General features: G+C 68.8%; 26 protein-coding genes, 1 pseudogene and 1 riboswitch. Of the genes and pseudogenes, 10 read left to right on the top strand and 17 right to left on the bottom strand.

The features are described from left to right. The 3 genes from GO592_RS12660 to cobG are packed head-to-tail and all read right to left on the bottom strand — an operon-like array spanning position 1 to position 3,284. On the bottom strand, positions 1-1,503 hold the full coding sequence (locus GO592_RS12660; protein WP_007295628.1) for a precorrin-2 C(20)-methyltransferase: 1,503 nt from the start codon (positions 1,501-1,503) through the stop codon (positions 1-3). Continuing rightward, entirely contained in the window at positions 1,500-2,126 is a 627-nt protein-coding gene (locus GO592_RS12665; RefSeq protein ID WP_005260698.1) for a precorrin-8X methylmutase, read from the bottom strand. The genes GO592_RS12660 and GO592_RS12665 overlap by 4 nt, the downstream gene beginning before the upstream one ends. A 24-nt stretch (positions 2,127-2,150) precedes the next feature. Next, positions 2,151-3,284: a precorrin-3B synthase gene (gene cobG, locus GO592_RS12670; protein WP_007295627.1), complete on the bottom strand. Its 1,134-nt coding sequence runs from the start codon at positions 3,282-3,284 to the stop codon at positions 2,151-2,153. A 6-nt stretch (positions 3,285-3,290) separates the two neighbouring features. After that, positions 3,291-3,433, top strand: a riboswitch (cobalamin riboswitch). Between the two features lie 56 nt (positions 3,434-3,489). Here cobG and cobN point away from each other — a divergent pair. Both cobN and GO592_RS12680 read left to right on the top strand, forming a co-directional pair. After that, a complete protein-coding gene (gene cobN, locus GO592_RS12675) occupies positions 3,490-7,092 on the top strand; it encodes a cobaltochelatase subunit CobN (protein WP_007295626.1) in 3,603 nt (1,200 codons plus the stop codon). A 31-nt stretch (positions 7,093-7,123) separates the two neighbouring features. Further along, complete coding sequence (locus tag GO592_RS12680) at positions 7,124-7,519, top strand: PPOX class F420-dependent oxidoreductase (protein WP_005260695.1); 396 nt, start codon at positions 7,124-7,126, stop codon at positions 7,517-7,519. An 83-nt stretch (positions 7,520-7,602) separates the two neighbouring features. On the opposite strand, the gene GO592_RS12685 is transcribed toward GO592_RS12680, so the two are convergent. Beyond that, positions 7,603-8,187 carry a TetR/AcrR family transcriptional regulator gene (locus tag GO592_RS12685; protein ID WP_007295625.1) on the bottom strand — a complete coding sequence of 195 codons (585 nt, stop codon included), beginning with the start codon at positions 8,185-8,187 and terminating at the stop codon, positions 7,603-7,605. A gap of 80 nt (positions 8,188-8,267) precedes the next feature. On the opposite strand from GO592_RS12685, the gene GO592_RS12690 reads away from it, so the two are divergent. After that, positions 8,268-9,455 (top strand): DUF418 domain-containing protein, encoded by a 1,188-nt coding sequence (locus GO592_RS12690; RefSeq protein WP_007295624.1) that lies wholly within the window; start codon positions 8,268-8,270, stop codon positions 9,453-9,455. Here GO592_RS12690 and GO592_RS12695 read toward each other — a convergent pair. From GO592_RS12695 to GO592_RS12715, 5 genes are all read right to left on the bottom strand, one after another. Next, positions 9,424-9,771, bottom strand: a complete 348-nt coding sequence (locus GO592_RS12695) for an ANTAR domain-containing protein (RefSeq protein ID WP_007295623.1) — start codon at positions 9,769-9,771, stop codon at positions 9,424-9,426. The two genes, GO592_RS12690 and GO592_RS12695, sit on opposite strands and share 32 nt — an antisense overlap. Further along, positions 9,768-9,974: a hypothetical protein gene (locus GO592_RS12700; RefSeq protein WP_007295622.1), complete on the bottom strand. Its 207-nt coding sequence runs from the start codon at positions 9,972-9,974 to the stop codon at positions 9,768-9,770. The genes GO592_RS12695 and GO592_RS12700 overlap by 4 nt, the downstream gene beginning before the upstream one ends. Positions 9,975-10,192: 218 nt before the next feature. After that, positions 10,193-11,554 (bottom strand): metallopeptidase TldD-related protein, encoded by a 1,362-nt coding sequence (locus GO592_RS12705; RefSeq protein WP_007295621.1) that lies wholly within the window; start codon positions 11,552-11,554, stop codon positions 10,193-10,195. Beyond that, complete coding sequence (locus GO592_RS12710) at positions 11,551-13,071, bottom strand: TldD/PmbA family protein (RefSeq protein WP_007295620.1); 1,521 nt, start codon at positions 13,069-13,071, stop codon at positions 11,551-11,553. The genes GO592_RS12705 and GO592_RS12710 overlap by 4 nt, the downstream gene beginning before the upstream one ends. Before the next feature lie 22 nt (positions 13,072-13,093). Continuing rightward, the gene (locus GO592_RS12715; RefSeq protein ID WP_005573638.1) at positions 13,094-13,861 is read right to left on the bottom strand and encodes a TSUP family transporter; all 768 of its coding nucleotides are present in this window, start codon (positions 13,859-13,861) and stop codon (positions 13,094-13,096) included. A 46-nt stretch (positions 13,862-13,907) separates the two neighbouring features. On the opposite strand from GO592_RS12715, the gene GO592_RS12720 reads away from it, so the two are divergent. Further along, positions 13,908-15,071 carry a sensor histidine kinase gene (locus GO592_RS12720; protein ID WP_037205116.1) on the top strand — a complete coding sequence of 388 codons (1,164 nt, stop codon included), beginning with the start codon at positions 13,908-13,910 and terminating at the stop codon, positions 15,069-15,071. 10 nt (positions 15,072-15,081) lie between these two features. Here the strand turns inward: GO592_RS12720 and GO592_RS12725 are convergent, their stop codons facing one another. The 3 genes and pseudogenes from GO592_RS12725 to GO592_RS12730 form a co-directional block, all read right to left on the bottom strand. Continuing rightward, complete coding sequence (locus GO592_RS12725; RefSeq protein WP_007295619.1) at positions 15,082-15,486, bottom strand: hypothetical protein; 405 nt, start codon at positions 15,484-15,486, stop codon at positions 15,082-15,084. Positions 15,487-15,602: 116 nt separating this feature from the next. After that, positions 15,603-15,887, bottom strand: a complete 285-nt coding sequence (locus GO592_RS44375; protein ID WP_237720328.1) for an amidohydrolase family protein — start codon at positions 15,885-15,887, stop codon at positions 15,603-15,605. Between the two features lie 31 nt (positions 15,888-15,918). Next, positions 15,919-16,911 (bottom strand): annotated as a pseudogene (locus GO592_RS12730) (amidohydrolase); the annotation flags it as partial. Between GO592_RS12730 and GO592_RS12735 the strand changes: the two are divergent. After that, positions 16,883-17,095 carry a BBE domain-containing protein gene (locus tag GO592_RS12735; RefSeq protein WP_157234172.1) on the top strand — a complete coding sequence of 71 codons (213 nt, stop codon included), beginning with the start codon at positions 16,883-16,885 and terminating at the stop codon, positions 17,093-17,095. The pseudogene GO592_RS12730 and the gene GO592_RS12735 overlap by 29 nt on opposite strands. Here the strand turns inward: GO592_RS12735 and GO592_RS12740 are convergent. From GO592_RS12740 to GO592_RS12755, 4 genes are all read right to left on the bottom strand, one after another. After that, positions 17,067-18,620 (bottom strand): hypothetical protein, encoded by a 1,554-nt coding sequence (locus tag GO592_RS12740; RefSeq protein ID WP_007295617.1) that lies wholly within the window; start codon positions 18,618-18,620, stop codon positions 17,067-17,069. The genes GO592_RS12735 and GO592_RS12740 overlap by 29 nt on opposite strands. A 240-nt stretch (positions 18,621-18,860) precedes the next feature. Continuing rightward, entirely contained in the window at positions 18,861-19,532 is a 672-nt protein-coding gene (locus tag GO592_RS12745; protein ID WP_007295616.1) for a PAS and ANTAR domain-containing protein, read from the bottom strand. Between the two features lie 123 nt (positions 19,533-19,655). Beyond that, positions 19,656-19,940 carry a YciI family protein gene (locus tag GO592_RS12750; RefSeq protein ID WP_005575305.1) on the bottom strand — a complete coding sequence of 95 codons (285 nt, stop codon included), beginning with the start codon at positions 19,938-19,940 and terminating at the stop codon, positions 19,656-19,658. A gap of 11 nt (positions 19,941-19,951) precedes the next feature. Continuing rightward, on the bottom strand, positions 19,952-20,380 hold the full coding sequence (locus GO592_RS12755; protein WP_005246355.1) for a CBS domain-containing protein: 429 nt from the start codon (positions 20,378-20,380) through the stop codon (positions 19,952-19,954). A 177-nt stretch (positions 20,381-20,557) separates the two neighbouring features. Here GO592_RS12755 and GO592_RS12760 point away from each other — a divergent pair, with 177 nt between their 5' ends. Next, positions 20,558-21,217, top strand: coding sequence for a response regulator (locus tag GO592_RS12760; RefSeq protein ID WP_005260679.1), 660 nt, complete (start codon positions 20,558-20,560; stop codon positions 21,215-21,217). Between the two features lie 27 nt (positions 21,218-21,244). On the opposite strand, the gene GO592_RS12765 is transcribed toward GO592_RS12760, so the two are convergent. Then, positions 21,245-21,862 (bottom strand): hypothetical protein, encoded by a 618-nt coding sequence (locus GO592_RS12765; protein WP_007295615.1) that lies wholly within the window; start codon positions 21,860-21,862, stop codon positions 21,245-21,247. 202 nt (positions 21,863-22,064) lie between these two features. Here GO592_RS12765 and GO592_RS12770 point away from each other — a divergent pair, with 202 nt between their 5' ends. From GO592_RS12770 to GO592_RS12785, 4 genes are read left to right on the top strand one after another with little or no spacing between them, the layout of a single operon-like run. Beyond that, complete coding sequence (locus tag GO592_RS12770; protein ID WP_007295614.1) at positions 22,065-22,571, top strand: FxsA family protein; 507 nt, start codon at positions 22,065-22,067, stop codon at positions 22,569-22,571. 12 nt (positions 22,572-22,583) lie between these two features. Then, complete coding sequence (locus tag GO592_RS12775) at positions 22,584-24,188, top strand: amidohydrolase (RefSeq protein ID WP_039950262.1); 1,605 nt, start codon at positions 22,584-22,586, stop codon at positions 24,186-24,188. Then, positions 24,178-25,881: an apolipoprotein N-acyltransferase gene (gene lnt, locus GO592_RS12780; RefSeq protein WP_007295612.1), complete on the top strand. Its 1,704-nt coding sequence runs from the start codon at positions 24,178-24,180 to the stop codon at positions 25,879-25,881. Before GO592_RS12775 ends, lnt begins: the two co-directional genes overlap by 11 nt. After that, the gene (locus GO592_RS12785) at positions 25,808-26,590 is read left to right on the top strand and encodes a polyprenol monophosphomannose synthase (protein WP_007295611.1); all 783 of its coding nucleotides are present in this window, start codon (positions 25,808-25,810) and stop codon (positions 26,588-26,590) included. The genes lnt and GO592_RS12785 overlap by 74 nt, the downstream gene beginning before the upstream one ends. Positions 26,591-26,837: the final 247 nt, after the last annotated feature.

Below are 26,837 nucleotides of genomic sequence, written 5' to 3' on the forward strand. Positions count from 1 at the left end.
TCAGCCCGGATAACGCCGGGGCGTGAACACCCTCGTTCCGTGTTCGTTCTCGACGACGGTCGTCATGGAGGAGCCCACGATGAGCAGACACCGCATGTCGATCTCGGCCGGGTCGAGGTCCGCGAGCCGCACGACCCGCACCGACTCCTGCGCGCCGGCCACGTCGCGGCCGATGATCACCGGGGTGTCGGGGGAGCGGTGCTCGAGAACCAGATCGCGCATCGCGGCGACCTGCCAGGTGCGTGACTTCGACGCGGGGTTGTAGACGGCGAAGGCCATGTCGGCGCTCGCGACCGCGGAGATGCGCTGCGCCACCACGTCCCACGGCTTGAGCCGGTCCGACAGCGACAGGACGGCGTAATCGTGCCCGAGGGGTGCGCCGACCCGGCTCGCGACGGCATTCGCGGCGGTCATGCCGGGCAGGACGCGCACGGGGACGCCGCGCCACTGCTCCTCGGCCGCGACTTCCAGCACCGCGGCGGCCATGGCGAACACACCCGGGTCACCGGACGACACGACGGCGACGCGGGCCCCGTTCTTGGCCAGGTCGAGTGCCATCGCGGCACGTTCGGCCTCGACGCGGTTGTCGCTGGAGTGACGGCGCTGGCCGGGACGTTCGGGGACCCGGTCGATGTAGGGGCCGTAGCCGACGAGGTCGGTGGCGAGCGACAGTTCGTGCTGCACTTCCGGTGTCGTCCAGGCCTGATCGCCGGGACCGAGCCCGACGACGACGAGTTCGCCCTGCGGTGCCGCGTCGTCGCGGCGCGCGTTCGACGGGCTGGGCACGATGGCGATCGAGAAGTAGGGGACGTCGCTGTCCGAGACGTCGTCCGCGGCGTCGATCTTCTGCCGGGTCGTGCTGGCCCGCTCGACGTACCACGTCTCGTCGATGCGGCCGGAGTCCTTCAACGCCTGCCGGACGGCCGGGTAGGTGCGTCCGAGTTTCAGGATCGCGGCGGCGTCGGTCTCCCGCAGGCGCCGCGTCAGCTCGCCGCGGGGCAGCGTTCCAGGCAGGACGGTGAGGATCTCCTCGCCCTCGACGAGCGGCATCGCCAGCGCGGCGGAGGCGGCGCTGATCGACGTGACCCCGGGAATGACCTCCGCCTCGAAGCGCTGCGCCAGCCTCTTGTGCATGTGCATGTAGGAGCTGTAGAACAGCGGGTCGCCCGCGGCGAGGAGCGCGACCGACCGGCCGGCTTCGAGGTGGGCGGCGAGTCGCTGCGACGCCTCCTCGTAGAACTCGTCCATCGCCCCCTGGTACCCGCCGGGGTGGTCGACGGTCTCGATGGTGACGGGGTAGACGAGGTGCTCCTCGATCTGACCGTCCCGCAGGTACGGCGCCGCGACCGCGCGGGAGATGCTCTTGCCGTGCCGGGCGCTGTGGAACGCCACCACATCGGCCTCGGCGATGACCCGCGCGGCCTTGACCGTCACCAGTTCCGGGTCGCCCGGTCCGATGCCGACGCCCCACAGTTTTCCGGTCACCCGCTCGTCGGAGCTCATTCGATCTCGCTCGCAATCGCATTCAAAGCCGCAGCCGTGATAGCGCTGCCACCCCGGCGGCCGCGGACCACCAGATAGTCCAGTCCGCTCGGGTGCTCGATCAACGCTTCCTTCGACTCCGCCGCACCGATGAAGCCGACCGGACCGCCCACGATCGCGGCAGGCCGGGGTGCCCCGGATTCGATCATGTCCAGCAGGTAGAACAACGCGGTCGGGGCGTTGCCGATCGCGACGACGGCACCGTCGAGTTTGCTGCCCCACAATTCGAGTGCGGCCGCCGAGCGGGTGTTCCCGATCTGCTCCGCCAGCACGGGGACCCGGGGGTCGCGCAGCGTGCAGAGGACTTCGTTGTCCGCAGGCAGACGCTTCCGGGTCACGCCGGCAGCGACCATCTGCGCGTCGCACAGGATCGGGGCGCCGCCCGCCAGCGCCGCGCGGGCGGCCTTCACGACACCGGGGGTGAACGCGACGTCGTCCACGAGGTCGACCTGACCGCTTGCGTGGATCATGCGGACCACGGCCTGCGAGACGTCCTCGGGAAAGGCACTGAGATCCGCCTCGGCGCGGATCGTGGCGAAGGACTGGCGGTAGATCTCCGCGCCGTCTCGGATGTACTCGATCATCCGCTCACGATAGAGGCACCGAGGTCACGGCTCCTCCACCCGGTAACCCGTCTCCGTGGCGACGACGTCGGCGACCTCACCCTTGGGCCGCCCGCAGCACCGCTCGCAGCCCGACCAGTGCTGCCGGCCCTCCACCGGGAGTTCGCCGCTCGCGACGGCGTTCCGCGCGTCGGATCGCACGTCGGCGAGCGCCTTCTCGCAGCCGGGTTGCCCGGTGCAGGCGCTGACGTTCAGCCACGGCGAGTTCTCGTCGAAGATCAGGCCCATCGGGGCGAGGACCCGGACCACCTGCTCGGCGGACCACTCGTCGAGATCGCACAGCAACACCGATTTCCACGGCGTGACGATCACCGGCTTCTCGACCGCGGCGAGAAACTCAGCCAGCCGGGCATCGAGGATCCCGAACGCGAGGCCGCCGCCGAGGGTCACGTTGCCGTCCGGTTGGTCGAGCCACCCGATCGGCGGCCGATGGTCGTCGAACCCGCTCACCGGGTCGGCGGTCGGTGCGAGCGTCAACGCCGACAGGACCCGTTCGACCCCGTCGGCGATCTCGGACAGCCGCCAGTGCTGATCGCGCAGCTCCAGGAAGACGCGGGCGGCGTCCAGGAGCACCGCCACCGATTCCGTCGCCGCGATCCGGGCACCGCTGTCGCGACCGGCGAGGACCAGGGCGACCTCCGTCTCGCTCACCGCATGGACGCCGAAATCGCCGCCGAGCGCCGACACGTCGCCGCGTCCGTCGTCGAGGGTGAACAGCGTGCGGCCGGGCAGGTCCGCCAGCGCGGCGTCCGCGCACAACGTTCGGTCGAGTTCGTCGACCAGATCCCGCAGGTCCGCGACACCACCGATCCGGCCGGTCAGCGGCGAGACGAGGATGTTGCGGACCCGCTCGTGGGTCTCCGACGGCAGGAGGCCCGCGTCGGCGAGGCGGCGGGCGAACTCCTGCGGATCGCGGACCGCCCGCAGTTGCGCGTTGCCGCGGGAGGTCAGTTCGATCTCGCCGTTTCCGAGGTCGCGGGCCGATTCCGCGAGGGTCTGCAGCTGGGTGGAGGTCAGCACACCTCCGGGGAGGCGCACCCGGGCGAGGGCACCGTCGGCGGCCCGGTGGACCTGCAGCGCGCCGGGGCATGCGTCGGGGCGGGAACGGGAGTCGACCATGGTCCCAGGTTACGTCCGGCCCCGGGTAGCATCACCAGCACTTGCGACAGCAGGAGAGGAAGCCGGTGAAAATCCGGTGCGGTCGCGCCACTGTGAGCCCGCCGAAACCGGTGGGCGAGCCAGACCCTCACCTGCCGTCCTCCGACCTACGGTTCCGCACAGAACCACCGCCACGGGGCGCGACACCCCCAGGAAGGCTCCACACGTGATCCTGCTGCTCTCCACCTCCGACACCGACCTGCTCAGCGCACGCGCCAGCGGGGCGGACTACCGCTGGGCCAACCCGGCACGGCTGCTGGTCGAGGAGGATCTGCCGGGACTGCTCGACGGCGCCGACCTGGTGGTGGTGCGCATCCTCGGTGGCCGGCGGGCGTGGGAGGAGGGCCTCGACGCGGTCCTCGCCAGCGGACTGCCGGTGGTGGTCCTCGGCGGCGAGCACGCCCCGGACGCCGAGCTGATGGAGTGCTCGACGGTCACTGCCGGTGTGTCGGCGGAGGCACACAACTATCTCGCCGAGGGCGGCGCCGACAACCTCGCCCAACTGCACCACTTCCTGTCGGACACCGTGCTGCTGACCGGTCACGGTTTCGAGGCGCCGGTCCACCTGCCGAGCTGGGGTGTCGCGCCGTTCGCTCCCGACGGGAACCCGGACCGCCCCACGATCGCCGTTCTCTACTACCGCGCGCAGCACCTGGCCGGGAACACCCGCTACATCGAGGCGCTGTGCGACGCCGTCGTCGCGGCGGGCGGCACCCCGCTGCCGATCTTCTGCGCGTCGCTGCGCACCGCCGAACCGGAGTTGCTGAACACGCTGCGCCGGGCGGACGCGATGGTGGTCACCGTGCTCGCCGCCGGCGGCACCAAGCCGGCCGGCGTCTCGGCCGGTGGCGACGACGAGGCGTGGGACGTCGCCGCGCTGGCCGCGCTGGACGTGCCGATCCTGCAGGGACTGTGCCTGACCAGCAGCCGTGAATCGTGGGAGTCCAACGACGACGGATTGTCGCCGCTCGACGTCGCCACCCAGGTCGCGGTCCCCGAGTTCGACGGCCGGCTGATCACGGTGCCGTTCTCGTTCAAGGAGATCGACGCGGACGGTCTCTCCACCTATGTTCCCGACGCCGAGCGCGCCTCCCGGGTGGCGGGCATCGCCGTCCGGCACGCCCGGCTCCGGCACATCCCCGCGTCCGACCGCCGGATCGCTCTGATGCTGTCGGCGTACCCGACGAAGCACGCCCGCATCGGCAACGCCGTCGGTCTCGACACGCCGGCCAGCGCGATCCGGTTGCTCACCGAGATGCGGGCCGCCGGATACGACCTCGGCCCGGCGGACGGACCGGATTCCGTGCCGGGTCTCGCCGCCCAGGACGGCGACGCGCTGATCCACGCCCTCATCGCCGCCGGCGGCCAGGACCCGGACTGGCTGACCGCGGAGCAGCTCGAGGGCAACCCGATCCGGATCTCCGCGGCCCGCTACCGCGAGTGGTTCTCGGCGCTGCCCGCCGAACTGCGCGAGGGCGTCGAGGAGCACTGGGGGCCGGCGCCGGGCGAACTGTACGTCGACCGCTCGCAGGATCCCGCCGGTGAAATCGTCATCGCCGCAATGCAGTTCGGGAATCTCGTGCTGATGGTGCAGCCGCCGCGCGGATTCGGGGAGAAGCCGGTCGCGATCTACCACGACCCGGATCTACCGCCGAGCCACCACTACCTCGCCGCCTACCGGTGGATCGCCGCGGACGCCGCCGCCGGCGGTTTCGGCGCCGACGCCGTCGTCCATCTCGGCAAGCACGGCAACCTCGAATGGCTGCCCGGCAAGACACTCGGCATGTCCGCGTCGTGCGGCACCGACGCCGCACTCGGCGACCTGCCGCTGATCTACCCGTTCCTGGTCAACGATCCGGGGGAGGGCACGCAGGCCAAGCGCCGTGCCCACGCGACTCTCGTCGATCACCTGATCCCGCCGATGGCCCGCGCCGAGAGCTACGGCGACATCTCGCGGCTCGAGCAGCTGCTCGACGAGCACTCGAACATCTCCGCGCTCGACCCGTCCAAGCTGCCGGCCATTCGTCAGCAGATCTGGACGCTGATGCGCGCCGCCAAGATGGACCACGACCTCGGACTCGAGGAACGTCCCGACGAGGACGTGTTCGACGACATGCTGCTGCACGTCGACGGCTGGCTGTGTGAGATCAAGGACGTCCAGATCCGTGACGGCCTCCACATCCTCGGTGCCGCACCCCGCGACGACGCGGAAGTCGAACTGGTGCTCGCGATGCTCCGCGCCCGGCAGATGTGGGGCGGCGAGCAGAACGTCCCCGGACTCCGCGAGGCGCTCGGCCTCAGCGAGGACGGCGACGAATCCCGTACCCGCGTCGACGACATCGAGCAGCAGGCGCACGCACTGGTGCAGGGCATGCACGACGCCGACTGGAAACCGGACGCCGCCGACACCCTCACCGACGACGCCACCGTCGCGAAGATCCTGCGCTTCGCCGCCACCGAGGTGGTGCCCCGCCTTCGCGAGACCGACAACGAGATCGCCCAGGTGCTGCACGCGCTCGACGGCGGATTCATCGCCGCCGGGCCGAGCGGTTCGCCGCTGCGCGGGCTGATCAACGTGCTCCCGACGGGCCGCAACTTCTACTCCGTCGACCCGAAGGCCGTGCCGTCCCGGCTCGCCTGGGAGACCGGCCAGGCGATGGCCGAATCGTTGCTGGACCGCTACAAGTCCGATCACGGAGAGTGGCCGCGCTCGGTGGGTCTGTCCGTGTGGGGCACGTCCGCGATGCGCACCTCCGGAGACGACATCGCCGAGGTCTTCGCGCTCCTCGGTGTGCGCCCGGTGTGGGACGAGGCGAGTCGCCGCGTGGTGAACCTCGAGGTGATCGACCTCGAGGAACTTGGCCGGCCGCGTATCGATGTCACGGTCCGGATCAGTGGCTTCTTCCGTGACGCGTTCCCGCACGTCCTGGCACTGCTCGACGACGCCGTCCGGCTCGTCGCCGCGTTGGACGAACCGTCGGAGAGCAACTTCGTGCGCGCGCATGCGCAGGCGGATCTCGCCGAGCACGGCGACGAACGCCGCGCGACCACCCGCATCTTCGGGTCGAAGCCGGGCACCTACGGGGCCGGGCTGCTGCAGCTGATCGACTCCAAGAGCTGGCGCGGCGACGCCGACCTCGCCGACGTGTACACCACGTGGGGTGGTTTCGCGTACGGCCGCGGACTCGACGGCGCCCCCGCCGCCGACGACATGCGGACCGCATACCGTCGAATCACCGTGGCGGCCAAGAACACCGACACCCGCGAACACGACATCGCCGACGCCGACGACTACTTCCAGTACCACGGCGGCATGGTCGCCACCGTGCGGGCTCTCACCGGAAAGTCGCCCGAGGCATACATCGGCGACAGCACCCGGCCCGAGTCGGTGCGCACCCGAACCCTGTCGGAGGAGACGTCCCGGGTGTTCCGCGCCCGCGTCGTGAACCCGCGGTGGCTCGAGGCGATGCGACGCCACGGATACAAGGGTGCGTTCGAGATGGCGGCCACCGTCGACTACCTGTTCGGATACGACGCCACCACCAACGTCGTCGCCGACTGGATGTACGAGAAGCTCGCCGAGTCGTACGTGCTGGACGAGCAGAACCGCAAGTTCATGGAACAGTCCAACCCCTGGGCCCTGCACGGCATCGCCGAACGCCTGCTCGAGGCGGCCGAGCGGAACATGTGGGAGCACCCCGAGCAGCAGACCCTCGACGGCCTGCGGCAGGTGTACCTCGAGACCGAAGGCGAACTCGAAGGAGACTGAGCACCCGTCGGGCTCCGCGGTTCGGTCTAGCATGGGGCCGGTGACCACAGAATTCGACCGGGTGTCGTCCGCGAAGTACGTCCTGCTCACCACGTTTCGGAAAGACGGCACCGCGGTGGCGACACCGCTGTGGGCCGCCGCCGACGGTGACCGCCTGCTGATGTGGACGGTCACCGACTCCTACAAGGTCAAACGCATCCGCCGCAACCCGGAGGTGACGGTGGCCGCGTGCGATGCGCGCGGCAAGCCGAAAGGCCCCGAGGTTCCCGCCCGCGCGGTCATCCTCGACGCCGCCGGCACCGATCACACGAGGGACGTGATCGCCCGCAAGTACGGCATCCTCGGCTGGCTCACGATGAAAGGCAGCCTCCTGCGTCGAGGAAAGACCGGAACCATCGGACTCGCCGTCACGGCCGAGGACCGGTAATCAGGTCTCCGCTCGGCGTGGGCGGCCGTGATGTGGAACCTGTCCAGTGCTGGCGCGTGGTCGGTTGATCGGCAGCGCTCCGGTCAGGCGAGTGCGCGAAGGTGCTCGGCGATCATCCGCTGAGCGGTTTCCGGGGTGTCGGTGTCCCCGAGCAGGACGTGCATCGCCGCGCCGTCGACGAGTGCGTGCAGGCGCATCGCCTCGGTGTCGACGTCGATGTCGGGCGCGATCAGGCCCCGCTGAGCGAGGCCGGTCAGGATCGCGGCGCAGGCACCGCGGAGTTGCCGTTGGGCATCGAGGGCGATGTCTTTCAGTAGTGGATGGGCGGGGCTTTCCGCGACGAGGGCGAGGTTCACCTCCAATTCGCAGCGTCGGCGGTCGTCGAGCGGGAGGACTTCGTCCAGCACCGCGAGGGCGCGCTGCCACGGGTCGGTGATCGACGCGTGGGCCTGTGCTCGTTCGCGGACACGCGTTGCGACGAGCCGCATCGAATAGGCGAGGAGTTCGGCCTTGCTGGCGAACACGTGTCGGAGCGATCCGCTCGAGATTCCGGCCTCGGCGGCCACATCGCGTACGGACACGGCGCCGATGCCCTCGCGTTGGATCACCCGCCACACGGCCTCGGCGATCTCCTGCTGCCTTCGGTCGTGGTCGATGAGCTTCGGCACCCCGCCATGTTAACACGGCCGTGCTAGCATGATGCCTTGTTGGCACGATCGTACTAAAAAGTACTGGAGAGGCTGAAGGTATGACGTCGCAACTGTCGAGTTCCCACCGCTATGCCGCACTCGACGTCATGCGCGGTGCGGCCATCCTGGGCACTCTCGCCACCAACATCTGGATCTTCACCAACGTCGAGGGGCTGGTGGGGTACATCGATGGCACCGGACGAGCCACCGGCGGCTGGGCCCCGGTGCAGGCTGTGCTGCAGCAGTTCGCGCAGGGCAAGTTCCTCGGCCTGCTCACCATCATGTTCGGCGTCGGACTGCTCATCCAGCAGCGTTCTGCGCAGCGACAGGGCCGGCGGTGGCCGGGCGGATACCCGTGGCGCGCGGGGCTGCTGATGCTCGATGGAGCACTGCATTTTCTGCTGTTCACCGAGTTCGACGTCCTGACCGGATACGCCTTCACCGGATTGATCGTCGCCTTCATCCTGACCGCAGGCATTCGCGCGCAACGTGTCTGGATGGCGTGTCTGGTGACCGTCCACGCGGCGATGCTGGGCCTCGTCGTCGCGGCGTTGTCCTCGGCGCCCGCGCGGGAGCCCCAGCCGCTGTCACCGAACCCCTATGCGGACGGCAGCTTCTGGGATCTCGTCGTCTTCCGCGCCGACCACGTGTTGCTGTTCCGGCTCGAGGTGCTCTTCATCCTGCCGCTGTCGATCGCCCTGTTCCTCGTCGGTGCACACCTCTACGGTGCGCGCGTCCTCGACCCGGACCGCGGCGACTTGCGTCGGCGCCTGATGGTCGCGGGCCTGGCAATCGCACTTCCGCTGGACGTCGCGCTCGGATTGTTCGGCGGAGACGCAGGCCTGATCCTCGGCAGGTACGGGACCGCTCCGGTGGTGGCGTTGGGGCTACTCGCCGCGATCGCGCACCGCTACGCGGGCGGACGCGAACCCGGCCCGGCCGGTCGGGCGCTCTCGGGAGTCGGCCGCACTGCGCTCAGTTGCTATGTGCTGCAGAACATCCTGTGCTCGATCGTCTGCTACGGCTGGGGATTCGGCCTCGCGGCCCGGTTGAACGGCGCCACCGTCGTTCCGGCGACCATCGTGTTGTTCGGTGCCGTCTCGGCGACGCTGATCGTCGTGTCACGCCTGTGGTTGCGGCGGTTCGATCGGGGGCCACTCGAATGGCTCACGCACCGGGGCTACCAGCGTCTCACCCGGGCGGACAGGAACGGTGTCACCGCGCCAGCAATGTCGTCCATTCCTTGAACTCGAGGGCGTACGACGGTGCGGGCGTCGTCACGGAGGGGCACGGCTGTCGCCGAGTCGCCAACTCCACCAACGACTTCGCTGCCCGAATCACGCTGACGTGGTGATGCCGGGAGACGTCGAGCAACTCCTCGAACGCCTCGGCGTCGCCGTAACCGCGGGTGGCGATGAGGATGCCTTTCGCGGTGGCGAGAACCTCGCGTCCGTCGGGGTGACGGTGCGGAATCGGATGTGCGGGCGGTGCGGCCTCGAGTACGTCGTTCGACACTGTGATCTCCTGGATTGTGGTGCTTCGCTGATGTCTCGGCGCGGTCATACCGCTGCCACCATCAGTGCCGTGGCGAGGGCGACGATCAGTCCTCCTGTCGCGGCGGCGAGAACTGAACCGGTGATGATGCCGATTCCGGTGGCGCAGACGAGGCAGACGAACGTCGTCAGTGCCACGTCGGCGAGAGCGAACCGTCTCGTGACCTTGGTGTGGTCGTGGAGCAGTTCGTGGGTGGTGGTATCGGAGTGCATGAAACCTCCTGGTCAGACGGGCAAGGGACGTACTCGGCGCATGCGCCGGCCACGCGGCGCTACGGTGAGTTTCGGCCCCGTTCTCTGGAGACCTGAATATGACATGCGCGGCGAAACGGCTCTGGAGTGAGCAATCTCATATGCGCGATGTCTGCAGCATTTATAACGGAAACAGTACGGGCTGTCACCTAGACGAGCGTCCGCATAGGATCCGCGACTCAGAGCGCCTTGCTGACCGACGACATGTGGAAGTCGGGGACACGCAACGGCGGCATCGCGGTTCGGGTGAACCAGTCCTTCCATTCCCGGGGCAGCGTCCGCTCGGTGGCTCCGCCCTGGGTGATCCTCCGCAGCAGGTCGAGGGGGCTCTCGTTGAACCGGAAGTTGTTCACGGCACCCGTGACCTTCCCGTTCTCGACGAGGTAGACACCGTCCCGCGTCAGTCCCGTGAGCAGCAGGGTGGCGGGGTCGACCTCCCGGATGTACCAGAGGGTGGTCAGCAGCAGCCCCCGTTCGGTCTCGGCCACCATCTGGTCGAGCGATACCGAGCCGCCGGCGTCGAGGATCAGGTTGTCGCCGGGCACGGTCACGTCGGCGCCGAATTCCTTCGCCGCCGCCCGCGGGTACGCGAGCGCGTTGACGGTGCCGTCACGGATCCAGTCGACCCGGCCCGCGTCCATCCCGTTGTCGAAGACGGACACGGATTCGGACGACGACCCGGTGACGACGAACGGTGTGTATTCCACGCCGAGCGCGGCCGGATCGGAATAGAGGGTGAGGGGAAGTGCACTCAGCTTCTCCCCGATGCGGGTGCCGCCGGGCGCAGACAGGGCGGAGTGCCCTTCCTCCGCGGCTCGGCCTTCCATGGTCCACATGAGATAGATCATGAGGTCCGCGACTGCGGACGGCGGCAGGATTGTCTCGTAACGGCCCGCGGGCAACTCCACCCGGTTGCGGGCCCAGTCGAGGCGTGTCGACAGGTCCTGGAGCAACTTCACGCTGGCCACATCCGTGAAGTCCTTGGTGCTGGTGCCCACCCAGGCGCTGGCGTCGCCGCGTTTGCCGTTGATCTCGACCGACCCGGTCGGCTGGGCGAACCGGCGCCGGATTCCGGTCGACGTGCCCAGCCAGGTCGTGTGCAGCTGGTGATGGGCGAAACCGTAGAGCTGGTCGCTGCCGTCGAAGCCCATGCTCAGATCCTGGGCGAGTTGTTCGAACGCGCCGATCTCGGTGCGCTCCGCCGAGTCGTCCCACCGCTCGTCGGTGTCGGTGCCGGTGAGCAACGGCATCGCGTCGGACGCGGGTGTGGCTGTGCGGGCGGCGATTTCGGCCGAGCGGACCACGCCGTCGATGTCGGCGGCGTCGACGGACGCGGACGTGACGATGCCGACCTTCGCGTCCTCGCCGACCCGGACGATCGAGATGACGGTCCAGCTGCGCGACGTCGACACTCCGTTGGTGGTCATCGAGTTGCCCGCCCACCGCAGGGACGCCTCGCTGGCATCGGTGACGATCACGATGGTTTCGTCCACGGTGGCCCGGGCGAGGACCTGCTCGACGAGTTGCTGCGGTGCGATCATCGGCCGCCTTCCGTCCGAGTGTTCAGTACGTTGACGCCGCGGAAGAGTGCCGACGGGCAGCCGTGGCTGACGGCCGCGACCTGACCGGGCTGCGCCTTGCCGCAGTTGAAGGCGCCGCCGAGCTGCCAGGTGGAGCGGCCGCCGACGGCGTCCATCGAACCCCAGAAGTCCGTGGTCGTCGCCTGGTACGCGACGTCGCGGAGTTGTCCGTCGAGTTTCCCGCCGCGGATGCGGTAGAACCGCTGACCGGTGAACTGGAAGTTGTAGCGTTGCATGTCGATCGACCAGGATTTGTCGCCGACCACGTAGATGCCGTCCTCCACACCGGAGATCAGGTCGTCGGTGCTGCGATCGGCGCCGGGATCGGGTTGCAACGACACATTGGCCATCCGCTGGATGGGGACGTGGTGGGGCGAGTCGGCGTACGAGCAGCCGTTGGAACGCTCCAGCCCGAGACGGGGCGCGAACGCCCGGTCGAGTTGGTAGCCGACGAGAATCCCGTCGGCGACCAGGTCCCAGGACTGGGTTTCGACGCCTTCGTCGTCATAACCGACCGTGGCGAGACCGTGCCGCTCGGTGCGGTCGGCGGTGACGTGCATGATCGGCGTCCCGTAGCGCAGGGTGCCGAGCTTGTCGGGGGTGGCGAACGACGTGCCGGCATACGCGGCCTCGTAACCGATGGCGCGGTCGTACTCGGTGGCGTGCCCGATGGATTCGTGGATGGTCAGCCACAGGTTGGTCGGGTCGATCACCAGGTCGGTGAGACCGGGCACCACGGTGGGGGCCTTCACCTTCTCGGCCAGCAGGTCCGGGATCCGGGCGAGTTCGTCGGTCCAGTTCCACACCCCGTCGCCGGCGACGTACTCCCATCCGCGGCCGACGGGGGGAGTGAGGGTACGCATCGTCTCGAACACACCGGCCGACTGGTCGACGGTGGTGGCTTCGAGTTGCGGATGCAGCCGCACCCGCTGCTGCACGATGGACGAGCCGGCGAGATCGGCGTAAAACGTCTGCTCCTTCACCTGCAGGCATCCGGCGGTGACGTGGTCGACGCCGTCGGAGGCGAGGAGCCTGCGGGAGTATTCACCGAGCAGCGAAATCTTGTCCGAGGCGGGAACTTCGAACGGATCGACGTCGTAATCGGACACCCAGCGGACGTCCGCGTGCACCGGTTCGGCGGCGAGTTCGACGTGCTCCCGGTTCAGTCCACGCAACGCCCGGGCGACGGCGACGGCCTGTTCCGCGGTCGCGGCGGCGGTCGCCGGGGTCAGCTCGGCATGCGAGGCGAAACCCCAGGTGCCGTCGACGACGACCCGCACCGCGAAGCCGAGTTCGGTGGTGTCCACCGCCGACTGCACTTCGCCGTCGCGCAACCGCAGCGACTGGCTGGTGAGCCGATGCACCCGCAGGTCGGCGTGCGACGCGCCCGCCGCACGGGCGGCGGCGAGTGCCGCGTCCGCCAGCGAACGCAGGGGGAGGGCAAGGAATTCCGGATCAACCTGTCGTGGAGCCGTCACCTGGACCACCGTAGTCGGTCGCTCAGCCGAATTGCTGCCAACCCAACCGGATCACCATCGCGATCACCACGATCAGCAGGGTGATCCGGACGAATCCGGCGCCCTTGCTCAGCGCCATCCGCGATCCGGTGATAGCGCCGATCACGTTGCAGACCGCCATGCCCAGGCCGAGCGCCCACAGCACGTGGCCGGCGGCGGCGAAGAACACCAGCGCACCGAGATTCGATCCGAGATTGATCACCTTCGCCATCGCGGCACTGCGTACGAATTCCGTGCCCAGGAACGTGGCGAAACTGATGATGAGGAATGTCCCGGTGCCCGGCCCGAACAGTCCGTCGTAGAACCCGAGGAGACCGGCGGACAGCAGGACGACCGCGATTACCTTCCGCCGTGTCGGCGGATCCTTCGCCAGCGTGGTGCCGAGCTGCGGACGGATCGTCACGAACACGGCGACGCCGACGAGCACCGCCATGATGAGCGGGATGAAGACGTCCTTGTCGATGCGTGACACCGTTGCCGCGCCGAGCGCGGACGCCACCGCCGCGAGCAGGCCGGCGGGAACCAGCAGCCGCCAGTTCATGGGGATGCGGCGCGCGAACGTGACGACGGCGGCGGATGTGCCGGTGAACGCGGTGAGCTTGTTGGTGGCCAGCGCCGCCTGCGGCGTCAGCTGCGGTGCGACGAGAAACAGTGCGGGAATAAGGATCAGTCCGCCGCCGCCGACGACGGCATCCACCCACCCGGCGGCCGTCGCAGCGGTGAGAAGAAGCGCCCAGTCACCCACATTCATGGTGCAGACTCAACCACACCCACCCTGAGGTACTTACGCTGTGCACATGCGGAGGTTCAGTCTGTGGCTGCGAGGAAAGCCGACGGTTGCGGACTCGATGTTGGCGGCGATCCTGTTCGCCCTCGAGGTGTTCGTGTTCACCGCGTCGGGAGACCGCTCGCCGTGGGTGCAGCTGGTCATGGGTTTCCTGCTGTGCCTGCCTATCGCGTGGCGTCGCAAGTATCCGCGGGCGGCGGCCGGTGCCGTTCTGGTGGTGTCGATCACGATCACGTTCGTCAGTTACTCGATCGGTGACCTCGACGCCGAGCATCCCGGTCTGCTGGCGCTCGCCGTCGCCCTGTACACACTCGTCGCCTACGTCGACCGCCGGACCGCCGCCATGTACGCGGTGGGCCTCGCCGTGGATTCGGCCCTGTCGATCTGGTTACTGGAACAGGAACTGCTGGCGGCCGGACTGTTCTCGGTCCTCGTCTTCGCACTCTCCTGGATCACGGCGGAGTTCCTCGGCGCCCGCCGGGCCTACGACGAAGAGGTCGCCGCGCGCCTCGTCGTCGCCGACTACGACCGGGATCGTCGCGCCGAGGACGCGGTGGCGGCCGAGCGGACCCGGATCGCCCGGGAATTGCACGACGTCGTCGCGCACGCGGTGAGCGTGATGATCGTTCAGGCCGACGGCGCGTCCTACGCCTTGAAGAGCAACCCCGACATCGCGAAGCAGGCACTCACCAACATCGCCGGCACCGGGCGGGAGGCTCTGGCGGAACTGCGGCGCACCGTCTCGCTGCTGCGCACCGAACCGGCGACCGACGACATGCCCCAGCACGGCACGGCCGGCCTCGCCCGGGTGGTCGACATGATGCGCAGCGCCGGACTGCCCGTGGAACTCGAGCTGACGGGGGAGTTGGACGACATCAGCCCGGCGGTCAGTCTCGGCGTCCACCGGCTGGTCCAGGAATCGCTGACGAACGTGCTGCGGCATGCCGGAGAACGTCCGCGCGCGAAGGTGCGGGTGCGGCGCCGCGAGACGGACGTGCTCGTCGAAATCACCGACAACGGCAACTCGTCCGGGCAGTTCTCGCTCGGATCGGGCAACGGGCTGCTGGGGATGCGGGAGCGGGTCGCCGTGCTGCACGGCACCCTCGAGGCGGGACGGCAGACCGACGGCAGTTGGCGGGTCACCGCGGAGTTGCCGCTCGAGCTCGAGGACTGAGCGGCCCCGGCTACTCCGTCTCTGGTGGTGTCGCTTCCTCCGGCTGGTCGAGGACGCTGACGGTGACGCCGTAGGGAAGGAACCGCACCGACCGGTGAGGATCCGTGTTGTGCTTGTGCGCGCGGAGCGCATCGAGTTCGGTGGCATACACCTGCTCGACCCGTGCGACGCCCTCGCCGTCGAGCGTGTAGATCGCCCACACACCATCACCGGTCTCACCCGTCGTTTCCGGCTTCGACGCGCCGCGCGGCGACCGGGCGAAGTCCGCGAACACGCCCGTCCACGGAATCCGAGAATCTGCCTGGTCCAGGAACCTGACGATCCGGTCCTTGACGCCCTGCAATTCCTCGCCGGCCTCACGGATCACGCGGTCGAGATCGTCGGGGTCGAACCCGAACGGCCTGTTGTCGCCCATCACTGTCTCCTGACTTCGGCGGGACACCTCCAGTGTGGCCGCGGATGCCGATCGGCGCCACGACGGTCCGCCGACCGGCATCCGCGCCGCCGACCAGGGCTGCCTCCCGCTGGTCCTCAGGCGTCCGGTGCCGTGTAGACGCGATCACCGCCCACATAGGTCAGGACGGCCCGGGTCTCGCCGATCGCGTCGGCGGTTTCGGTGAACGGATCCCGGTCGAGGACCACCAGGTCGGCGAGCTTGCCCACCTCGATGCTCCCCGTGTCGTCGAGGTGGTTCACGTACGCGGACCCGGCGGTGTACGCGGTGAGTGCGGCCGTGAGGTCGATTCGCTGCTCTGGGAGGAACACCGGGCGCCCCTGCCCGTCCCGGCCCGGCAGCACGCGATTGGACCGCGACATGGATGCGGTGGATCGGGTCGGCGCTGCTGACCGGCCAGTCGCTGCCGGCTGCCAGCGTTGCGCCCGAGCGCAGCAGGGAACCGAAGGGATACTGCCGACGGGAGCGTTCGTCCCCGAGGAACGGAATGGTGAGTTCGTCCATCTGCGGCTCGTGGGCTGCCCACAACGGTTGCATGTTGGCCGTGACGCCGAGCGCGCGGAAACGGGGGATGTCGCCCGGGTCCACGACCTGCAGGTGGGCGAGGTGCGGCCGGGTGTCGCGGAATCCGTTCGTCGTCCGAGCGGCGTCGACCGCGTCGAGCGCATCGCGCACGGCCCGGTCGCCGAGCGCATGGAAGTGCACCTGAAATCCGAGGGCGTCGAGTTCGGTGACGTAGCCGCGCAGCTCGTCCGGGTCGACGAAGCTGGTCCCGGAATGGGCTGTCGCGCAGGCGCATCCATCCAGATACGGGGAGATCATGGCCGCGGTGCGGGATTCGGCGACACCATCGAGCATGATCTTCACGGTGTCGGCCCGCATCCTCCCGACGCGGAGAAGGGACCGTCGCCGGAGCAGGTCGGGGACCTGCTCGGCGCTCCGATCGCGATCCCACCACAGGGCGCCCGCAACCCGCGCGGTGAGGGAGCCGTCGCCGGCCGCGGTCAGGTAGGCATCGGAGACATCGGAGATCCCGGAGGTGTCGCCGAGTAGCGCGTCCTGCCACGCGGTGATGCCGAGCGAATGCAGGTGCCGCTGGGCGTGGAGCAGCGCCTTCAGCCGGTCGTCGGGGGTGTGCTGCGGGGTGTGGCAGCCGACCAGCTCCATCGCAGACTCCTGGAGCATGCCGGTCGGCGCGCCGTCGGCGTCGCGTTCGATACGTCCGCCGACGGGATCGGGGGTGTCTCGAGTGATGCCCGCGAGGTCCAGAGCTCTCGTGTTGGCCCATGCTCCGTGATGGTCGCGGTTGGGCAGAAACACCGGCCGATCCCGCACGACGGTGTCGAGGAGTTGCGCGGTGGGTGTGCCCCCGTCGAACGCCTCCATCGACCACCCGCCGCCGACGATCCACGGCAACTCCGGGTGTGCGCCGGATTTCGGGTCGGCGTTTCACCGCCTCGGTGAGGCTAAAAAGAAGTTCGACCCGGATCACGTCCTCACCCCCGGCTACGACGTCTTCGAGGGCAGCCTGGGCGACGGCGTCAGCCGCCGGCGAGCGGAACCAGGATGAAGTGGCCGGCTCCGCGGGCGGCGGAGAACACGTCCCAGGACATCGGGCCGCCGGGACCACGGCCTTCCTGGTAGCGGAGATCGAATGCGGGGTTCACGGGTGCGAGCCGGTAGTCGAAGAAGGCGTAGTTGGCGCGCAGCAATGTGCGCGCCGGTTCGGTGGCCTCCGCGAGACGGGGCACCAACCGGTCCTCGACCACCAATCCGCGGTCGGAGAATTCGTCGACGATGACGCATTCACAGAAGTACGCGAGGGTCCCGATCTCACCGGGGGATCGCACCGGTGCTTCCCCGACGAGGGTCCCGACCGCCTGGCCGACCCGCTCGTAGTCCTGCGCGCTCGCCCAGTTACCGAAGATGGGGGGTGCGTCCCACGGGAGACCGTTCTCGACGTCGTAGTACACGGCGCCGGCGCCCAGCACGGCGAGCAGGCCGGCCAGTGCGCCGGCGACAGCGCGGTCCGTGGCGTTGCGCGCGGCGCTCCAGTGGATGCCGGCGGCGAGGACGGCGAACATCGCCAGCGTGGTCGCGGGCGCCACGTAATACCAGTGGTACGGCACGGTGTCGAGCACGACGTAGGCGGCGTAGTAGAGGGCACCGGACAGTCCGAGCGCGAGCAGCGGCACAGGCACCGGTCGCTTCCCTGGCCTGGCGTACGAGGCGAGCGCGACGAGAATCAGAACGAGTGCGAGGGCCGCGGGACCGAATGCCGCCACGGTCCGCCACGGGTTGGACTCGAGGTACATGATCGGGCCGGTGAGGTAGTTGTAGCCGCCCACATCGGAGGCCTGGCCCTGCTTGATCAGGAAGGTGTCGGGCAGAGCCGAACCGAGGACGATCCAGCTGAACAGGTACCACGGCCCGGCGATCGCGGCGAAGCCGGCGAGGGCGCGGCGCAGTTGCGTGCGAATCGCCGGTGACAGGGCGGCGATGACCACGACGAAGACGAGCAGGTCCAGACGTACCAGCGACGCCATGCCCGCGGCTGCGCCGAACCGGGCGGCCCTGCCTTCGAGCGCGAACCACACCATCACCGCGACGGCCGCCGGGATCAGCAGCACCTCGAGTCCGACCGCGGACAACACGAACGGGTTGAACACCACCAGCGCTCCGGCGAGCACCGCCCAGACGGTCCCGAGGCCGAGGCGCCGGCACGTGCGCGCCAGCACCCAGCCCAACAGGGCGGTGACCGCGACGTTGAGCATTCCGAGCGCGAACAGGGGATCGCCCGGGCCCCACAATCGGGTCAGGAACGTCAATGCCCCGAGCACGAGCACGTTGAGCGGGGACGTCGACGTGTTCGCGGTCAGTCCGTTTACGATCGCCCACTCCCCGTGGACGGCGAGGTTCCTGGCGGCGGACAAACTGATGTAGGCGTCGTCCGTCAGGCTGCCGGAGACGATCCAGAACAACACGGCCGCCACCACCGCGCCGGACGCGGCGAGGATCGCCGGCGTCCGAAACGGGCTCGGTACCGGTGGCGGGGCAGACCGCTCGAGCGGTTCGTTCAGCAATCCTGTGGACACCGCGACATCCTAGAGAGTGGAGCCGGGATCGCTGCTCGCAGCCACCGAACTCGACGGCAACACAGTCACAAGTCCCTGGAAATGTCCTCCCGCGCGGACTCGCTGGTGCCCGTCGACTGTTTAGTCATTCGAGAAGACGGGAAATCGACGCCCCAGGGCCGGAAGCGTCACCGGTGGCACGACCGGCCCAGGTTCCGCGGGTTGAGCCCCCAGGTCGCGGGACCGCCCCCGGGGCTTTTTCTATCGGCGGCGCCGCTCGTGAGCCGTGAGCAGCAGAGCGTCGAAACGGTCGCGAAACGAAGTGGGCGTGTGGATTTCGTCGCCGAATGCGAGAACGATTTGCTCCGCGATGACGCGGATCTTCGTGTTCGTCTGCTGTGACCGCCACGTCAGGAGGTCGAACGCGGCGTCGGCGGAGACGGAGTAGACGAGCATCAGCGCACCCTTGGCCTGTTCGATGACTGCCCGCGAACGGACGGCGTCGAGCGAAGCGACTTCAGCCGTGTCGAGCAAGCGGGGGTTATTCCAGATCTCGTCGGTCCTGTCCTGCCACACGAGCACGACGAAGCGGCCGTCCGCGGAGGTGAACGCGGGAGCGACCCCGTGCGCCCACAGCCAGTTCCCGTTCCTGTGCCGGACGCGGGCATAGCCCGCTTGGGCGGTGCCGGTATCGAGGACACCCCCGACGAGGCCGAACCACCGCGGCGCGTCCGACGGGTGCATCAAACCGGCGAGGTCCACACGATCGAATTCGTCCAATCGGTAGCCGACGAGGTCGGCCAGGGCCGGGTTCGTCAACACCAGTCGCCGTCGGTCGTCGTACACGCAGACGGGGCGCGGCAGAGAGACCACCAGCGAGGTGAACGCGTCGTGGCCGAGACTGTCGGTCGGTGCGAGGGGGAACCCGGACATGCGTACTTCCTTCAATCTCTCGCCCCGACGACGACTCGTACAGCCGATCGTCGCGGCGTGCGCAGAACGATCCGCTAGAGGGATTCGGAGCCGAGCCCTGTTCGGCTGGGTGTGGCGTGCGTCCTACTCGCTGAATTCGCCCATCGCGGGCGTCCATTCGCGGATCTGCACCTTCTCGACCAGATTTTCCTGTACGAACGGATCCTGCGCGAACAGGCGCGCGACGGCGTCCTCGTCCTCGGCCTCGACGATGAACAGCGCACCGTGGCCGTCGGCGAGGGGGCCGGTCGAACGCATGACCTTGCGGCGGACGAGTTCGGTCAGCCATCCACGATGCTGCGTCCGATGATCGTCGCGCAGGGACGACGTCTCGGGGCTGTACGTGTATTCCACGACGAACAGGGCCATCAGGTTCTCGCTCAGCCGTGGTCGATGTACGACTCGAGCTGGTCGCGTTCGGTCTGCAGCTCGCCGATCCGGCTCTTCACCACGTCGCCGATGCTGACGATGCCGACCAGCTGCCCGTCCACGATCACCGGCAGGTGCCGGATCCGGCGTTCGGTCATGGTTTCGGCGAGACTGTCCACGGTGTCGGTCGGGAGACAGGTGAACACCGATGTCGTCATGATGTCCACGACCCGGGCATTCAGGATGTCGGGGCCGCGCTCGTGGATGCGGCGCACGACGTCGCGTTCGGTGACGATCCCGACGACGGCGTCGTTCTCCGTCACCACCAGGGCGCCCACATTGTGCCTGGCGAGTTCGCCGATCAGTGTGCTGACCGGCATCTCCGGATCGACCGTCACCACGGCCGGACCCTTGTTCCGCAACACATCCGCGATTCGCATCTGGACACCCCGATCTGTGGGCACTCCGACTGGCCGCCGATTCGATCATAGGCAGACTTCGAGCGTATGCCAGCGCTTCTGCCGGTCTTGGTTTGGTTATCTACTCGTGACCGCCGTGTCCCGCGGGCCGGTGTGCGGGTCGGGCGCCCACCGGGACTGCGGTGTTAGGTTGGCGCTGTGCCGATCACCGTGCTACTCGTCGACGACCAGGAACTGATGCGGATGGGCCTCAACATGGTGCTCGACGCTCAGGACGACATCACTGTCGTCGGTGAGGCGAGCGACGGAGCGGCGGCCGTCGCCGCGGTCCGCAAACTCGAACCCGATGTGGTGTTGATGGACGTCCGTATGCCGGTGGTGGACGGGGTCAGCGCGACCGCCCAGATCCTGGAGTCGGGGGTCGCGAGTCGCGTGCTGGTGATGACCACCTTCGACCTCGACGAGCACGCCATGGGTGCGTTGCGGGCCGGGGCCAGCGGCTTCCTGCTCAAGGACACCCCGTCGGAAGACCTGGTGTCGGCCATCCGCAGTGTGGCCGCGGGGGATGCAGTGGTGTCGCCGAAGGTGACCCGCCGGTTGCTGGCGAGGTTCCTCGACGACGGTCCCGGTCCGCTTCGTGACCCGGAGGTCCTCGACGTGCTGACCGAGCGTGAACGGGAAGTGCTGCAGCTGGTCGCCACCGGCTTGTCGAACACGGAGATCGCCGGTCAGCTCTTCCTCTCGGAGTCGACCATCAAATCGCACGTGGGCCGGATTCTGACCAAGTTGAACGTCCGCGACCGGGTCCAGGCAGTGGTGCTGGCCTACGAGACGGGCCTGGTGCGACCCGGCTCGTAGGCCGGCGGTTGGGGAAGCGTACTGCCGCTAGACGGTGAAGGTGCCGACGGTCGGGACCACGGTGCACGTGACGGAGTCGGCGTAGCCGACCGTCCCGAACATCGTCGCGAGGACGGTTCCCTTGCCGGTGTCGACGATCTTCGACAGCAGCGGGGTATTGATGATCGGAAGCTTGTCGTCGAGCTTGACGATCCCGCCCTGGAACGTCGTGAGGTTGATCCAGGCGACGCTGAGGTCGGACGACTGCGGGATCGCCACGTAGGCGGGGATGGCCTGGAATCGGAGTTGGTTCGCGGTGATCTGGGGGAACAGGTTCGGTCCGCCCTGAGCGCTCGCCAGCGTGACCGTCGCGGGCTTGTCGGCGACGCCGCACCCGAGCGTGGGAGACGGGTACATGAAGTCCTGCGGTGTGGTGAGTCCGACCTCGAGCACATCCTTCGGGATGAACACGCTGGCGCCGAGAAGAGCGTCCATGGCGGCCGTCGCGGCGGGGGAGACCTCGGTGGCCAGCGCCTGCAGTTCGGCGGCACCCTTCGCGAAGTCGGCGACCGGTGCCGCCGATGCCGGTCCCGAAGACAGCATGCCGAAGGCGGCTGCGGACGCGAGAACGATTGCGGCTCGGCGGAAGACGGTGGAACGAGTCATATCGGCTCCTCGTTGTGCGCGGGGTCGGAAGACCCCCATCGCAGTGAACTGCACCATGCGCAGACTCTCAATGTCAACTTGAGGTTTAGCATTGTAAGCGCTTCGATATCAACGGCCGGGAGAAAATCGGCGCCGTCGAACGTTGAACGATCAGACGGTTGACCCAGACCCTCGATGACCCGGCCGTCCGAAAGGGGGCGTCATGTACGCCGCACTGTTCCTGTTGTACGTAGTGGTGGAGATCGCCGCGCTCGTCCTGGTCGGTAACGCGATCGGCGTGCTGTGGACTGTTCTCCTCCTGCTCGGTGGAACGCTGATCGGACTGCTGCTGATGCGGTCGCAGTGGCGTCGTGTGATGGACGGCCTGCGCCGGGCGGCGAGCGGCGACGGCTCTCCTGGTGCGGCGGTCGCGGACGGCGCACTCGTCGCGTTGGGCTCTGCGCTGATGTTCGTCCCCGGCCTGGTCACCTCGGTGCTCGGGCTGCTCTTCCTCGTTCCCCCCACCCGATGGGCACTTCGGCCCGTCGTGGTGCTGCTGGCAGGCAGGCGTGCCGCCACCGTCGTGGCTGGGGCGGAGGCGTTCGCGCGGGCACCCCGGCGGGGTGGCGGCGAGGTCATCGAAGGGGAGGTGGTCGACGAGGTCTTCGAGGGCGTAGTGATCGACGAGGAGCCCCGAACCCCGACCCGTGATCCCCGCGTTCTCCCCTAACAGGCAGACTGGTTGCCTGTGACTACACAACTGCTGGTCGGCGGCCGAATCTACAGTTCCTTTGCTCCAGACGCCACGTCGATGGCAGTGACCGACGGCGTCGTGTCGTGGGTCGGCGACGACCGCGCGGCCCGCGCGCTGCACCCCGGCGCCGAGGTGGTCGACCTCGGCGGCGCGTTCGTCACCCCGGCTTTCGTCGACACCCACGTGCACGTCACAGCGCTCGGCCTGAACATCGTCGGACTCGACCTGGTCGGTGTCGGATCGCTTCGCGAATGCCTGGACCGGCTCGCCTCCTTCGCCCGCACCCACGGCGACGCGGTCATCTGGGGACACGGCTGGGACGAATCGGCGTGGCCGGACGGCGCCGGTCCCACCACGGCGCAACTCGACGAGGCCGCGCCCGGACGCACGGTGTATCTGTCCCGGATCGACGTCCATTCGGCAGTCTGCTCGACGGCCCTGCGCCGGTCGGTCCCGGATCTGAGCGACACCGCCGGCTTCTCGCCGGAGGGGCCGCTGACATTCGAGGCGCACCACGCCGCCCGCACCGTCGCGCGCTCGCTGCTGACGGCCGAGCAGCGTTCCGCCGCCCGCATCGCCGCCCTCGACGCCATCGCCTCCCGCGGCATCGTCGCGGTGCACGAGTGCGGGGGCCCCGACATCGCCGGACTCGACGATTTCCGTGAACTCCTCGCCACCCCGCACGGTGTCGAGGTCCGCGGCTACTGGGGTGAGGCGGTCGCCGACGCCGAGGAGGCCAGGAAGCTGTTGAACACCACCGGCGCCCACGCGCTGGGCGGCGACCTGTTCATCGACGGATCCCTCGGCTCCCACACGGCGTGGCTCAGCGAACCCTATGCCGATCTGGACGGCGGCACCGGCAAGAGCTACCTGGGAGTCGACGAGATCGCCGCACACGTGCGCGCCTGCACCATCGCCGGAATCCAGGCCGGATTCCACGTCATCGGCGATGCCGCCGTCCGGGCCGCGGTCGATGCGTTCGCCGTCGTCGCCGACGAACTGGGCGGTCCCGCGGTCGCGAAGGCCGGGCACCGACTCGAACACGCCGAGATGTTGACCGGTGACGACGCTGCGCGGCTCGCGCAGTGGGGTGTGATCGCCAGCGTCCAGCCCGCGTTCGACGCCCTGTGGGGTGGGACCGACGGCCTGTACGCGCAGCGCCTCGGAACCGAGCGTGCCCTCACTCTCAACCCGTTCGCCGCCGCCGCCTCCGCCGGGGTGTCGCTGGCACTGAGCTCCGACGCACCCGTCACCCCGGTCGACCCGTGGGCGATGCTGCGCGCGGCCGTCCACCACCGCACGCCCGGCAGCGGGATCTCCCCCCGCGCGGCGTTCTCGGCTGCCACGCGCGGCGCGTGGCGGGCCGGCGGGGTTCGGGACGGTCTTGCCGGGACGCTCGACCCCGGAGCGCCCGCGTCGTACGCCGTGTGGGATGCCGGTGAACTCGTGGTCAGCGCGCCCAAGGACTCCGTGCAGCGGTGGTCGACCGATCCCCGGTCCAGGGTCCCAGCCCTGCCGCGGCTCGAGGACGACGCGCCCACGCCCGTGCTGCTGCGTTCGGTGCACCGGGGGAGCGTCGTCCATGAGCGGTAGCACCGCGTCTCGCTGGACCACCGGAAAGCGCGGCGTGCTGGTACGTTCCGTCCTGTCGGTGGCCGCGGGATTCCTCGTGTTCGCCGGCTTTCCGCCCCGTCCCCTCTGGTTCCTCGCACCCATCGGCATCGCCCTGCTGACGCTGATCCTCACCGGTGCGGGGGGTGCGGCACGGAGATTGCGCGCGGGCTTCGGCTACGGCTACCTCGCGGGACTCGGCTTCCTCGTGCCGCTGCTTCCGTGGATCGGGGTGTTCGTCGGCGCCCTCCCATGGCTTGCCCTCGCCGCGGTCGAGTCGCTGTACATCGGATTGTTCGGGGTGCTCGCCGTGCTCGTCTCCCGGCTGCGCTGGGCCCCGCTGTGGATCGCGGCGTGCTGGTCGCTCACGGAGTGGCTGCGCGCCAGCGTGCCGTTCGGTGGCTTCCCCTGGGGGCGGTTGGCGTTCGGCCAGTCGGAGGGCTGGTTCCTACCGCTCGCGAGCATTGGCGGTGCCCCGTTGCTCAGCTTCGCCGTCGCGCTGACCGGCGCCGGACTGGCATCCGTCGCCGTGACGGTGCGGGCCCGGGTGAGCGGCGCCACGAACTGGACGCGGCCGCTCGCAGGCGGTCTGGTCGTCGCACTCGCCGCGACGGTCGTGTCGCTCGCGCTGGGGCCGACGCTGCCGGGCATGGACTCGGGAGACCGGACGATCACCGTCGCCGCGATCCAGGGCAGCGTCCCCAAACTAGGACTCGACTTCAACGACCAACGCAAGCGGGTCCTCGACAATCACGTGAACCGCACCCTCGAACTCGCAGACGACGTCGCGTCGGGCGCGGCGCCGCAACCCGACCTCGTCGTCTGGCCGGAGAACGCGTCCGACATCGATCCCCTGCGCAACGCCGACGCCGCCGCCGACATCTCCCGGGCGTCCGAGGCGATCGGTGCGCCGATTCTGGTGGGTGCGGTGCTCGTGAATTCCGACCGCACCACCAGCAACTCGGTGATCGTGTGGGACGGCGATGCGGGACCGCAGGAGCAGCACGACAAGAAGATCATCCAGCCGTTCGGCGAGTACCTGCCGTACCGCGGGTTCTTCCGGCACTTCTCCTCGTATGCCGACCGGGCGGGCAACTTCGTTCCCGGGGACGGGGACGGGGTCGTCCACGCGGACGGAATCGCCGTCGGGGTCGCGACCTGCTACGAGGTGGCGTTCGACCGGGCGTTCGAGCAGTCGGTGCGCAGCGGCGCCGAACTGCTCGCCGTCCCCACCAACAACGCCACGTTCGGCGACACCGAGATGACCTACCAGCAGCTCGCCATGTCACAGGTGCGGGCCGTAGAGCACGGTCGCGCCGTCGTCGTCGCCGCGACCAGCGGTGTGAGCGCGATCATCGGCCCCGACGGGTCCACGGCGGCGGAAACCCCACTTTTCGTACCCGCGGCCCTGGTGTCGCAGGTGCCGCTCCGCACCGGTACTACGCTGGCAAGTCGGCTCGGCCCGATTCCGGAGGTTCTCCTCTGTGTCGGCGCCGTCGCTGCCGTCGCGTTCGCCGTGGTGCAACGACGACGCACAGTTCGCCCACTGATTCAACGCAGTACCGAGAAGGCGCCGGCAGTTGCCGGCAGGGAGGATCCTCATGGCATCGGAGACCGATTCCGGGCAGAGCGGGGCACCGAGCGCACGGACTCTGGTGATCATTCCGACGTATAACGAGCGGGAGAATCTCGGCCTGATCGTGGGCCGCCTGCATGCGGCGCTGCCGCGGACGCATGTTCTGGTCGTCGACGATGGCAGCCCCGACGGCACCGGAGACATCGCGGACGCCCTCGCGTCGAACGACGAGGCCGGCCGCATCCACGTGATGCACCGCACCGAGAAGAACGGTCTCGGAGCCGCCTACATCGCCGGATTCCACTGGGGCCTGGACCGGGACTACACCGTCCTCGTCGAAATGGACGCGGACGGCAGCCACGCGCCCGAGCAGTTGCATCGCCTCCTCGACCAGGTGGACGCCGGCGCCGACCTTGTGCTCGGTTCGAGGTACGTGCCGGGCGGCACGGTGGTCAACTGGCCGAAGCACCGCGAGTGGCTCTCGCGCGGCGGGAACATCTACTCGCGGCTCGCCCTGGGCGTGAAGATCAAAGACATCACCGGCGGATACCGGGCGTACCGCCGTGAGGTGCTCGAGAAGCTCGACCTCGCTGCGGTGGAGTCGCATGGCTACTGCTTCCAGGTGGACCTGGCGTGGCGGGCCATTCAGGAGGGCTTCGACGTCCGCGAAGTTCCCATCACGTTCACGGAACGAGAGATCGGCGAATCCAAGATGAGCGGCGGGATCGTCCGCGAGGCGCTCCTCAAGGTCACACAGTGGGGGCTGCGGAATCGAATCGCCAAGATCAAGGGTGTGACAGCCGGCTAAGGCTCGGCGCCGACCGCTGCCCCGCTCCTTCCCGGAAGGAGTGGGGCAGTGCTATATCTATGGTCCGGAAACAGGATCCACGTGGGTAAACCCGCGCGGTGTCCACATTGTGAGACGCCCTGAAACGGTGTGAACCGTACGTCCGATAGGAACCTGAAGCGTACTCCCGGGTAATGTTCGGTAAATTCCCAGGTTCGCAGGTCACTATGAGTTTCTTCGGTGGCCGGTGGGTTCGTCCCACCGCCGG

Origin of the sequence: Rhodococcus sp. 21391, assembly GCF_016772255.1 — a bacterium.
GTDB classification, from domain to species: Bacteria; Actinomycetota; Actinomycetes; order Mycobacteriales; family Mycobacteriaceae; genus Rhodococcus_F; species Rhodococcus_F opacus.

What these genes read in the sequence shown, in the direction of transcription:
- GO592_RS12705 (WP_007295621.1), bottom strand. Translation starts at nt 11,554, where the DNA reads ATGATCGCACCGCAGCAACTCGTCGAGCAGGTCCTCGCCCGGGCCACC.
- GO592_RS12665 (WP_005260698.1), bottom strand. Translation starts at nt 2,126, where the DNA reads ATGATCGAGTACATCCGAGACGGCGCGGAGATCTACCGCCAGTCCTTC.
- GO592_RS12695 (WP_007295623.1), bottom strand. Translation starts at nt 9,771, where the DNA reads ATGACCGCGCCGAGACATCAGCGAAGCACCACAATCCAGGAGATCACA.
- cobG (WP_007295627.1), bottom strand. Translation starts at nt 3,284, where the DNA reads ATGGTCGACTCCCGTTCCCGCCCCGACGCATGCCCCGGCGCGCTGCAG.
- GO592_RS44375 (WP_237720328.1), bottom strand. Translation starts at nt 15,887, where the DNA reads ATGTCGCGGTCCAATCGCGTGCTGCCGGGCCGGGACGGGCAGGGGCGC.
- GO592_RS12765 (WP_007295615.1), bottom strand. Translation starts at nt 21,862, where the DNA reads ATGACTCGTTCCACCGTCTTCCGCCGAGCCGCAATCGTTCTCGCGTCC.
- GO592_RS12660 (WP_007295628.1), bottom strand. Translation starts at nt 1,503, where the DNA reads ATGAGCTCCGACGAGCGGGTGACCGGAAAACTGTGGGGCGTCGGCATC.
- GO592_RS12700 (WP_007295622.1), bottom strand. Translation starts at nt 9,974, where the DNA reads ATGCACTCCGATACCACCACCCACGAACTGCTCCACGACCACACCAAG.
- GO592_RS12745 (WP_007295616.1), bottom strand. Translation starts at nt 19,532, where the DNA reads ATGTCCGGGTTCCCCCTCGCACCGACCGACAGTCTCGGCCACGACGCG.
- GO592_RS12770 (WP_007295614.1), top strand. Translation starts at nt 22,065, where the DNA reads ATGTACGCCGCACTGTTCCTGTTGTACGTAGTGGTGGAGATCGCCGCG.
- GO592_RS12680 (WP_005260695.1), top strand. Translation starts at nt 7,124, where the DNA reads ATGGGGCCGGTGACCACAGAATTCGACCGGGTGTCGTCCGCGAAGTAC.
- GO592_RS12725 (WP_007295619.1), bottom strand. Translation starts at nt 15,486, where the DNA reads ATGGGCGACAACAGGCCGTTCGGGTTCGACCCCGACGATCTCGACCGC.
- GO592_RS12720 (WP_037205116.1), top strand. Translation starts at nt 13,908, where the DNA reads ATGCGGAGGTTCAGTCTGTGGCTGCGAGGAAAGCCGACGGTTGCGGAC.
- GO592_RS12750 (WP_005575305.1), bottom strand. Translation starts at nt 19,940, where the DNA reads ATGGCCCTGTTCGTCGTGGAATACACGTACAGCCCCGAGACGTCGTCC.
- GO592_RS12785 (WP_007295611.1), top strand. Translation starts at nt 25,808, where the DNA reads ATGGCATCGGAGACCGATTCCGGGCAGAGCGGGGCACCGAGCGCACGG.
- lnt (WP_007295612.1), top strand. Translation starts at nt 24,178, where the DNA reads ATGAGCGGTAGCACCGCGTCTCGCTGGACCACCGGAAAGCGCGGCGTG.
- GO592_RS12715 (WP_005573638.1), bottom strand. Translation starts at nt 13,861, where the DNA reads ATGAATGTGGGTGACTGGGCGCTTCTTCTCACCGCTGCGACGGCCGCC.
- GO592_RS12690 (WP_007295624.1), top strand. Translation starts at nt 8,268, where the DNA reads ATGACGTCGCAACTGTCGAGTTCCCACCGCTATGCCGCACTCGACGTC.
- GO592_RS12755 (WP_005246355.1), bottom strand. Translation starts at nt 20,380, where the DNA reads ATGCGAATCGCGGATGTGTTGCGGAACAAGGGTCCGGCCGTGGTGACG.